This is a genomic window from Flavobacteriales bacterium, from assembly GCA_013001705.1.
Classification (GTDB): domain Bacteria; phylum Bacteroidota; class Bacteroidia; order Flavobacteriales_D; family JABDKJ01; genus JABDLZ01.
Window position 1 is genome coordinate 1 of sequence record JABDLZ010000062.1, and the last position, 11538, is coordinate 11538.

The 11538-nt window shown below is 46.8% G+C and carries 5 protein-coding genes; 4 read left to right on the forward strand and 1 reads right to left on the reverse strand.

The annotated features are described in order from the left end of the window. Positions 1-4 precede the first annotated feature (4 nt). From HKN79_02330 to HKN79_02345, 4 genes are all read left to right on the forward strand, one after another. Positions 5-550 (forward strand): peptidylprolyl isomerase, encoded by a 546-nt coding sequence (locus HKN79_02330; GenBank protein NNC82389.1) that lies wholly within the window; start codon positions 5-7, stop codon positions 548-550. A 222-nt stretch (positions 551-772) separates the two neighbouring features. Beyond that, on the forward strand, positions 773-4924 hold the full coding sequence (locus HKN79_02335) for a T9SS type A sorting domain-containing protein (protein NNC82390.1): 4152 nt from the start codon (positions 773-775) through the stop codon (positions 4922-4924). Between the two features lie 181 nt (positions 4925-5105). Continuing rightward, complete coding sequence (locus HKN79_02340) at positions 5106-7628, forward strand: T9SS type A sorting domain-containing protein (GenBank protein NNC82391.1); 2523 nt, start codon at positions 5106-5108, stop codon at positions 7626-7628. 190 nt (positions 7629-7818) lie between these two features. After that, positions 7819-8925: a DUF4407 domain-containing protein gene (locus tag HKN79_02345; GenBank protein NNC82392.1), complete on the forward strand. Its 1107-nt coding sequence runs from the start codon at positions 7819-7821 to the stop codon at positions 8923-8925. A gap of 10 nt (positions 8926-8935) precedes the next feature. Here the strand turns inward: HKN79_02345 and HKN79_02350 are convergent. Continuing rightward, on the reverse strand, positions 8936-11538 hold a 2603-nt coding region (locus HKN79_02350), incomplete at its 5' end, for a T9SS type A sorting domain-containing protein (protein ID NNC82393.1).

The window sequence follows — 11538 nt, forward strand, 5'->3', positions numbered from 1 at the left end:
CGGTATGTATGCAAAGATGACCACGAATAGAGGAGAGATACTGCTCTCATTGGAATTTGAAAAGGTGCCTGTGACCGTGGCCAACTTCGTTGGGCTAGCAGAAGGGACCATTCCCAATGACCATAAAGAGTTAGGGGAGCCATATTACGATGGACAGATCTTCCATCGGGTGATATCCAAGGCCAATGGGGATCAACAGGATTTCATGATACAAGGTGGGGATCCACTAGGCAAGGGTATAGGTGGCCCGGGATACAAATTCGAGGATGAATTCCATCCTGAACTCAGGCACGATCGTCCCGGTGTGCTTTCTATGGCCAATTCAGGTCCTGGGACCAACGGAAGTCAATTCTTCATCACGCATCTACCTACTCCTTGGTTGGATGATAGACATAGTGTATTTGGTTATGTCATTGAAGGACAGTCTGTCGTAGACTCCACTCTACAGGGTGATGTGATAGAGAAACTAGAGATCATCCGTGTGGGAAAAGCAGCCAAGAATTTTGATGAAGTGGCCATATTCGGTGATCGTGGGAGTAAAGGAAGCTGATTTCTAAGGGCATCTTTGCGTTATGGTATAACAAACTATAAGCGCATCTGTCTAACGAAAGAACCACTTTGTTTATCGACAGAATCATTGTGTACATCGGAAGACTCTTCATTTTAAAGGGTAACCTTCTGCATTCTCTCTCGTAGAACATACTGGTCGGCAGAAAAGTCCGTACCAATTTAGAGGATGTGTTTTCGTATTTCCCTTGGCATTTTCCTGCTCTTGCTTGGCATTCACTTATCTGCAGCAGACAGATATTGGGTAGCATCGACTCCAGGCAATTGGAGTGATATCAACAATTGGTCAAATGAATCTGAAGGACAAGGTGGATTCAGTATTCCAGGTCCTGAAGACAAAGTGTTCTTCGATGAATTCAGCATTGGTAATTGTATCGTAGATATCCCTATGGACATTGCTGCTTTGGAGTTCAAACCCGAATTTCAAGGGACGATGATGCAGCTGGGACATTCCATCAGTATTGGTGAGGTTGGATTTGTTCTGAAGGGAGGAACCTTCATAGGTGGAACCGCACCTATATACTCAATCGAGAAGTTGGAAATCGATGGTACTGATTTCACTTCTACAACAGATACCTTATTCATTTCCAACGACCTCGAATTAAAGCGCGGGCAATTCCATCATAATGACGGTACTATCGAGTTCAATTCGCCAGCGCGTGCTAAATTCATTAACGATCTGAATGAACACTTCAAAGTACATAATGTAGTGGTTCGCGTGGGTGCTGGTGAAGACTTCGAAATAGGACATGGAGATAGTCTATGGGTGGAGAACAGGATCGATCTTTTCTCTGGAATCCTGAGGCACGGTGAACTCGTAGTCGAAGATACTGCCTATGTGCATTCGACATGGGACCAAGGTGATGCGAATATCACCTTCATGGGTCAAGGAAATTCCTATTATATCTTGGACAACGGCACCTGGAACACCAATGACGTGTATGTGCAGAAAGACTCTTCATCTGATAGCCTCATTGTTGAAGACGGTGATGGGGATGGACAGATCCAGTTAGGGCAATTCAATAGAGAGATAGAGGTCAGGAGGGGTATCATGTCATTTGATGCCGATACACAGGTCGATCTGGATTTTCAAGAAGTCATCAATAATCCGGGTGGAACGCTTGTCGGTACCAATGATACGCTCCTCATCAGTGGTGATTACACCAATCTGGGAGGTCGGTATAGCCATAACTCGGGTACGGTGCGCTTCGATGGAACCGGTGATGTCGATTTCCGCTGTGACAATATGGTCACGGATAGATTTCACAATGTGGACATCGAACTTATTCCGGGTAAACAACTACTGATCGATGTTGGGGATTCCCTATGGGTGGAAGGTAGACTACAATTGGGTTCGGGTAAGATGCCCAGAGCCGATGTAGTTGTAGAAGACACTGCCTATGTGACCAGTGGTTGGCTAGGCGGTGATGCAGACATCACCTTCGCAGGCTCAGGAAACTCCTTCTATCTGTTCGACAGTGGTACATGGAATGAGAACAATGTTTATATCCATAAAGAGACCTTGACGGATACCACCTTTATCAAGGATGTGGATAACGATGGCTGGCTGAACTTGGGTGAAGACCAGAAGATCATCAAGATAACTGAAGGTACCCTCGCCTTTGAGGACGGAGTCAATGTGGATCTGGATTTCGGTGAAGTTCAAAATAACCCCGGAGGCGAACTTATTGGCGCAATGGATACATTGCTCCTAGGTGGTGATTACATTAATTATGGAGGGCTCTTCACCCACAATGGGGGTACAGTGCGATTCGATTCCGACAACGATGTGACATTCCATTGCGTGAATGAACCAACCGATCGATTCCATAATATCCACATCAAGACCACGGGTGTGCATAAGGTCTTTATAGACACCTTGAAGAATATGCATGTTGAGAATCGACTGCAGCTGAGTATCGGACATCTCAGACGAGGTACAGCAGTAGTGGAAGATACAGCCTATGTAGAGACCACCTGGTCTGGAGGTAATGCGGATATCAGATTCATTGGATCAGGAACCTCTCATTATCTATTCGATAATAACGATTGGAATACCAATAACGTCACCATTGATAAGGATGATCCTTCTGATACTACGTTCATCAAGAAAGTACAGCCAAATGGACTTCTACAATTAGGAGATGATGACCACAACCTCACCATATTGAACGGGGTTTTGGCATTCGCAGAAGGAGTAGAGCTGCAATTGGATTATTTCCAATTGGAGAACAGCAGCGGTGGTACTTTGTACTCCACGTCCGATACGCTACATCTCTTAGGAAATTATGTCAATAATGGAGGTCTACTCGTTCACAACAACGGAACCGTTCGATTCATCGGTACACGGGACGTTCAATACTTCTGTTCTACAGTTCCCACGGACCATTTCTTCAATGTGGATATTGAAAGAGAAGGCGGTAAGAAGATCACAATACATGAAGGACACAACCTGTGGGTGGAGAATAAGCTATTGTTCGTCAAAGGAATCCTGGATGGAGGAACAGTCACTGTGGAAGACACAGCCTATGTCACACCAACCTGGCAGAGAGGTAGCTCCGATCTCAATTTCAGTGGATCCGGCAACTCGTATTATTTCTTGGACGAAAATAGTTGGAATACGAACAACGTGAGCATCTCCAAGTATGCTCCAACTGATTCCACTTTCATCAGAGAAGTAGATAATGATAAGTTATTGGACCTTGGGCGCATCGATAAGTACCTCAACATCAATTCTGGTGTCCTGGTCTTTCAGGATAGTGTGGTCGCTGACTTGAATTTCCGAGCTACAAGGATCCATCCTGATGGGACTCTCCTAGGCTCCACCGGAGAATTGAATCTCTTAGGTGATTATATCAATCTAGGTGGAAATTTCAGTCACAATTTCGGAATAGTGAATTTCGATGGAGATGAGAATGCGGTCTTTCAAATGGACAAGGCACCTTCAGATCAATTCTACAACGTCTTCTTCGATAAGCCACATGGTAGGATGTTGACCTTGGTTGAAGATGACACGCTGAGAGTGGGCAACGATCTGGTACTCATGGAAGGACATTCTGACCAAGGTGTGTTCAAGGTCGAAGGAAATGTGACCATCGAGAGTAACTATGATCGAGGAACGACCAAGCTCATGTTCGCTGGGGCCAATGATCAGTCATTCAGACTCGAAGGGAAAAAGGACAATTTCGATGCGGACGTCTATATCGATAAGCCCACGGTCTCTGATGTTATCTTGCAATCTAAGTTCGAAATGACTGCTCCTCAGCAGACGCTTCATCTCAAAAAAGGAATGCTGGTCACCAACCATGACTCATTGCTCATACTCGAGCATGGTACGTATTGGACAGATGCCAGTGCTATCAGTTATATCGATGGCCCGATAGAGAAGTTCGGTAATGAGGCCTTCACCTTCCCAGTTGGCAAGAATGGTATATATGCTCCGATTTCAATCTCTGCACCCGAGAATGATGGCCATTCATTTGTTGGAGAGTATTTCAGAGGGGATGCCGGATCCGCTTATGACGGTCAATCCTTGGCCTCTGGGCTTCATCATGTATCGCAGAGCGAGTACTGGATATTGGATAGAGAACATGGAGCTTCAGATGTGTTCGTTACGCTATCGTACGATACTGTTCGAAGTGGCGGCATCGATGCACTTATTCAAGTGGTGGTCTCGCGTTGGGATGGTGCAATGTGGCAAGACCACGGCAATGATGTTGAGTATACTGGTATGGAATTTCCCGGAGCTGGAACAATCACCACTGCGCAAGCAGTTACAGATTTCAGCCCGTTCACCTTTGCATCACGTACTCATTTCAATCCATTACCGGTCGAATTCCTTTATTTCAAAGCAGAGAAGAATGACAATGCAGTAGATATTTCTTGGGCAACGGGATTAGAGGTGAATAGTGATAATTTCTTGATCTTACATTCCATGGATGGAATGGAATGGACTGTACTAGGTGACATACAGGCAGCTGGGTTCTCTAGTGCTGAGAGGACGTATCGTTTCACCCATGATAGTCCTTTGCAAGGGACGAATTACTATCGCTTGAGACAAGTTGATTTTGACGGGCACTCTGAGTATACAGATGTCGAGGCAGTAAACTTCTCGAACCTATTCATAGATGACATTCATCTTTTCCCAAACCCTACAAAAGGCCTTGTTTCACTCGAAGGATATAGCGGAGAAATCGATGAGATCAGACTGTTTGATATCACCGGACGTGATTGGTCTGAAAGGCTGATCATTCGTCCGTTGGCAGGACAGACCTATTTGATCGATCTAACACTCCTCCCTGAGGGCATATATATGCTGAGAGCTATAGGATTCAGCCGGACTTTGGTCAAAAACTGACATACCCTTTTAAAGTTCCGAAAAATCAGGAATCCACTGATCGAACGTACTTGGCTATAAGCCCAAGATCCTGTCTTTACATACCATCGGTACTTATTGTAACTATTACTATAATCTGTGCGTACATAAGGATAGTTAAAAATGGAGCTTCTTGTAGAAAGGAGTCTGAACAATCAACCACATGGCTAGAATATTACCCTTGCTGCTTCTCTTGTTGTGGAGCATATCTGCCCTAGCGGGCAATCGTTATTGGATCGCTGGTTCCACTGGGAACTGGAGTGATTCAGCTAATTGGTCCGATGAACCCGGAGAGGAAGATGACGATGATGATGATGACGATGATGAAGACGGTGTAAGCGTTCCTGGTCCAGGCGACATCGTGTATTTCACAGAAGACAGGACTGGAGATTGCATTATCGATATTACTGTCGATGTAAAAGGCATGCGCATCGAATCCGGATATACCGGTACGATCCAGCAAGGATCACACCCAGTATCCATTGGAAACAGCTCATTCAAGATAGAAGGTGGGACCTTCCAAGGTGGGTCTGCGAGCATTCAGTGCAACAAGCATTTCATTCTGGATGGAGGAACCTTTATCTCTACCAGTGATATGCTTACAGTAGTCCAGAATTTCAAGATTCTGGAGGGAACGTTCACACACAATGCCGGTACAGTAGAGTTCTCACCTACAGGCACCAAAGAATTCAGATGTGATAATGCACCTGCCGACCGTTTCCACCACGTGATCGTTAATGCCACTGATGGAGTTAAGCTGAACATACGTTCGGGAGATACGCTGTATGTCACCGATCGATTGGATCTCACCTCTGGACAGTTGGGTCAAGGAACCGTTGCCGTGGAAGGTGAATGCCATATCGATGCTGGATGGGATCATGGAAATGCTGAGTTGATCTTCACAGGTAGTGGGTCATCGGAGTTATTCCTACACGATGCCAACTGGAATGACTCGCATATTCAGATGCTCAAGACCTCCATTGATTCTTTGATTCTCAGAGACGGTGATGGAGATGGGCAGATGACTTTAGGTTCATCAGACAATGACCTGACGATTTCTACCGGAAACCTGGTATTTGAGTCGGGAGTAGATGTCGAATTGCTTTTCGATGAGGTGGTCATCGAACAGAACGGAAAAATGATCGCTACGGATGGAACGCTGTACATCAATAAGGATCTCACCCTGAACGGGGGTGAATTCGTGCACAACAATGGAATTCTACGTTTCCAAGGTGCTGATCTTTCAGACATCAACTTGAACAATGGTTCTGACCTCATAGCATACAAGCTCATTCTGGACAAGGATGATGGAGAGAAACTACGACTGGACGCGAGTGATTCACTGCGTGTTCTTAATGACCTGACCTTATTGAATGGAGAATTGGACCGTGGAACACTAGTCATCGAGGGTAATGTATCCGTTGCCTCTACATATGATCAAGGGGATATGGTATGGGTGTTCAGCGGAGATGCAGAACAGTTGCTCTCTGTCAATACATCAGACAACGAGTTGGAGACCGATATCTATTTGAACAAGTCAGGTTCATCTGTCACTTTAGAGACTCCATTGAAACTCTTGGATTCTGATTACAGCCTCTATATGCAAGAGGGAACGATGAAGACAACTCGGGAAGACTTGCTGTATATCGGTGATAATGTCACTATAGAGAACGCAAGCGGGACCAGCTTTATAGATGGACCCATAGAAAAGATCGGAGATGAGTCTTTCACCTTCCCTGTAGGAAGGAATGGGATCTACGCACCTATTGCTATCTCTGCGCCATCCAACAGTTCTCACTCCTTCATCGGAGAGTACTTCGAAGTGGATCCTGCCGGGGCTTATGACAGTGAATCCCTGGACTTCACGCTGGATCACGTATCAGGAACAGAATATTGGATATTGGACCGGAATGTCGGGAACTCACCTGTATATGTCACCTTGACCTACAATACCGAGCGCAGTGGTAACATCGATGACCTCTCAGAAGTAGTTGTGGCTCGCTGGGATGGGTCCGAGTGGAAGGATCATGGCAACAATGTCTTGATCCCTGGACAGGAAGTACCTTCTTCCGGTTCTTTGACCACTTCACAAGCTGTGACTGATTTCAGTCCCTTCACTTTTGCTTCCCGTTCATTCAACAATCCACTACCCGTAGAATTCATCTATTTCAATGCTACGGTCGATAGGAGGGATGTGATCTTGGACTGGGCTACAGGAGCTGAGGTCAACAGCGAAAATTTTGAGATACAACGCAGTCAAGATGGACATGTTTGGGAGACTATAGATGAAGTGGAGGCTGCTGGAAACTCCAGCGTGGAGATCCAGTATCGCTGCAAAGACAATGATCCATTCACGGGAGTGAGCTACTATAGATTGAAGCAGAACGACCTGGATGGTGCGTTCGAATATTCGGATATCGAAGTAGTAGAAGTAGGTGTACTTACCATGAGCGAGCAGGTCAAGGCCTATCCCAATCCTACGCAAGGAGCATTCACGCTAGAAGGATATATCCAAGATATCGAGAGTATCAAGATGTTCGATGTGACAGGTTGGGAGGTGACTCAGGCCATTACGGTCAAAGAGATGTCAGCTACGATGACAGTAGTCAACATGGATAATCTGCCCGAAGGAATTTACATTCTGTATTGTGATAATCAAGCCATCAAAGTCTATAACCGACCCTGATGTGCTGACTAGGTAGAAACGCTGGAAAAGCCCCGTGATGAACGGGGCTTTTCTTTTATCCAATAGTGCACCCACTGCATTCCATAGGCACATTTCACCCGTCCATGTAAATTGTTCCGTCACGGGTACGGGCAACATCTAGATTCATGTCATCGTTCCTCTTTGTGAAACCGTAGGAAAAACCATTGACATGTTGAAATCATTCTTTTGGATGTGTTCTGGAGCAGATCCAGACCTCCTGGCCGAGTGTTCTAAATCCGAGCAGATCAAGTATGCAGGGGTAGGCGGCACTGTATTTTTCACCGCTGTGATGGCCTTTATCGCATCGGCCTATGCGCTCTATACCGTATTCGACTCCATTCCCATCGCTCTGGCCTTCGGGTTCATCTGGGGGCTGCTGATCTTCAACCTGGACCGTTTCATCGTTTCCAGCATTCGCAAGCAGGAGGACAAGATGGATGAGCTCATGCAGGCTTTTCCACGGATCGTATTGGCGGTGATCATCGCGGTGGTCATCTCCAAGCCTTTGGAGCTCAAGATTTTCGAGAAGGAGATCGATCGGGTCCTGCTCGAACAGAAGAATACGATGACCTTGGCCAATCAGGATCAAGTGGGGGCCATATATGCCGATGAGTTGGCTCGATTGAATAGCGAAACTGAACAGATCGATCAAAAGATCGCTAACAAAGAGAATGAGGTAAATGCTCTATACGATACCTACATAGCCGAGGCCGAAGGCCGTGATGGTACCATGCTACTGGGCAAGGGGCCGGTGTACAAGGAGAAACGGGAGAAACATGATGCCATGCTGGCCGAATTGAGCGAACTGAAGTCTGAAGGCAAAGAGCAGAAAGCACTTTTGGCCACTGCCATTGCCGATCTGGAACTCAAGGAAAAGGAACATCTGGCGGCCACCCAGCCCGTGATCGATGGTTTCGATGGACTTATGGCCCGTATCGATGCTCTAGGTGAATTGCCTTGGCTCCCTTCCTTCTTCATCTTCTTGCTCTTCTTGGCCATAGAGACCTCACCGGTCATAGCCAAATTGCTCACACCTGCCGGGAGCTATGACATCAGATTCAATGAATCAGAAGAGAAAGTAGCCGTATGGGCTGCTCAGCTCAGAGACCAGCGATTGGCACTACTCAGTGCAGATAAGGCCATGAATAAGAAAGTCTATGAGAGTATTGCAGAAGAGGAGGAGACCTATCACTATAAGAAACAGCAAGCTCGAGCACTTATCCGTTTTCAGTCCGATGCATTTCTCGAGGAGCAGAAAAGACTTGCCAAGACGTGAATTCGAGAACTTATTCGATAACGACTTTATAGGTGCCTATGGCATTATCGCAAGTCACTCTCAACGTATACAGTCCAGACACGAAGTCATTTACTTCCAGTTGCATCAACTGCTCTGACACATTGACTTCCTGATAGACCACTTTACCCCTGACGTCCATTAACTCCAGCGATTGGATGTTATCCAGCGTTTTGAAATCAATGGTCAGGATATCTCGGGCCGGATTGGGTGAGAGGGTGATGTCATCTGCATCCAGTTCTTCGATACCGACAGAACTCATATCGATGCAATTGGACGTACTCTCACAGTTATATTGAGAAATGATAACAGCATACTCGCCATTATCCATTGGCGTGAAGCTGCTCTCGGTGGCCCCTGTGATCGGAGTATTGCTTGTACAGTTTATCCACTGATATGAAACACCGGGGTTATCTGTCTGTGCGACCAAAGTACCCAGTTCATTTTCGATAGTCACCTCGAAAGGAGGGAGGTCGAAGGCCTGCACTTGATCCGTTCGGCTGAACGAGCTTCCTTGATCTGCGCTGAATCCGAGTCCTCTATTGGCGAAGACATCCCATATCAGGCAATGATTCGCACCACCATAATTCAAAAGGTCCGCTTCTAGAATAGCATCACGTCCATCAACAAATCCAGGGCTGCATGATTGTAGTTTGAGCCCATCGATGACCAATTGCATCGCAATATTGTTTCCTCCCGTGCCATTGTAGAAATCAGCATCATATCCATATTCTTCGATCAAAGCCCAGTTCATATCCCATAGCATGGATGCCCATACGAACCCTATTCCATGGGGTAGGGAGATGGAATTAGTATTGTTGGTCGCTGAATAGGTGAAATTATTGACTGAGGGAGAGGTGCTATAAGGCGCAGGACGGATGCCTGTACCGCTATTAGGCTGGTCGATCACATAGGTTCCTACACCACGAGGGTCCTCGGGTTGATCGCCTTCTACCATGGTGAGCATGATGCCGAACCAGTCGGACCAACCTTCACCCATCTGCTCGTCATTGGCCAAACAGTTCGAATTATTAGCACCACCGGTCAATCGGATAGAGATGCCATGACCATATTCATGGGCCACGATGCCATTGTCAAAGGAACTATCGAAGGCTACCAGATCGGCCGACCCATCGACCAACGTCCCATTGACGATCTCGCCATCTTCCAAGGCGTTCATGATCGGCTGTCCTTGCGCTGCAGAAAGCATGATGGAAGGGATGCTCACCAGACCACCTACATCACCTGCCCCCATGGTGACGGGGTCTCCTGATACATTATTGACGATGATCACAGCGACAGCTCCTTCTTCTTCCGCAGCTAGCACCTTGAAACCGAACTCACAGGAGCCTCTTCGGATGACAGCGATCTTTCCATTCAGTTCGGATCCGTTGGCAATATCCTCACAGGCATCGAATTCGTCACCTCCCGATCCATCCGTGACCAATACCAGATCCGCTATGATCGGAATACTCGGTATGCCCGGTCCGAATGCGGCATTGCTGTTCTCATAGGTGATGTCCAATGAAGCATCTGTAGGAGGGGAGTTGACAAAGAAATCGCTGCTACCGCTCCCATCGGTCCAGAGATACATCTGCATACGAGGTCTGGTACCATCGGTAGGTGTGGAGAAATTTGCATTGTTCAGCCCCGATCCATCCTGGGATTCAGCACGCACATAATCATTTTCTGCTCCTCCAGCGTTCAGATAGTTCTCTTCTTGGAAATTTCCGCTCTGCTCATCGAATCCATACTGATACCATACATCATGCATGATATTGTTCATGTAGAACAGATTGGTAGTGGCAGCATCCAGATTATCCAATGCCGGTTGCTCGATATCATAGGGGAAATCGAATATCAGGTCACCGCCTCCATCAGGAGCCTCACCGACCAGATCATTGCTATTGCGGTCCTCATATGCGTGGACATTGTTCCCGCGTGTAGTAGAGAACTCATCTCCTGGGACGCCATTGGTATCATGCCATCCGAATGGGGATGCGATCGGATCTTCTGCATTACTCACAAAAGTCCTAGGTCCATGGGCCGGACTTTCGACCGGTATGGCGAAGACATTATATGTACCTGGAGGGGGAGGAGGACTGGCAAGGTGTTCACTCATCGAAAGTGCTTCCATTCGCTCTTGTAGATCCTTGCCTGGATGGCCACAGTTTTCGAATTGACAATGAGTGGTCCAGTTGTTCTGGCCTATCATCTCACCGGTCAGGGCATCTATGCGTACACTCCACCAGTCATTCTCATCGGTCGTGCTGATACTGAGGTCCCATGACAGTCTCAGTACTTCTCCGGTAGAGTGATATACGAGCTTTACTGGCACATGTTCAAGTGAGAAATCACCCTTGTCATAAAGGAATTCTGTGGGGCTCATGGTCTCAAGCACTTGTATCGAACCTTGCATTGCGATATTCAACTGTTCTGCCGCTCGCACGATGGCTTCCTCTGGACCCAAGATTGGCTGAGGACTGTTCGCCTTGGAATAGATATCCCTCACCATCCGGTCACCCATACTGAATACCTTACCATCGAGCAAGTTGAAGTTGGCAGTACCATTCTCGATCTCCAGCCCATTGACCA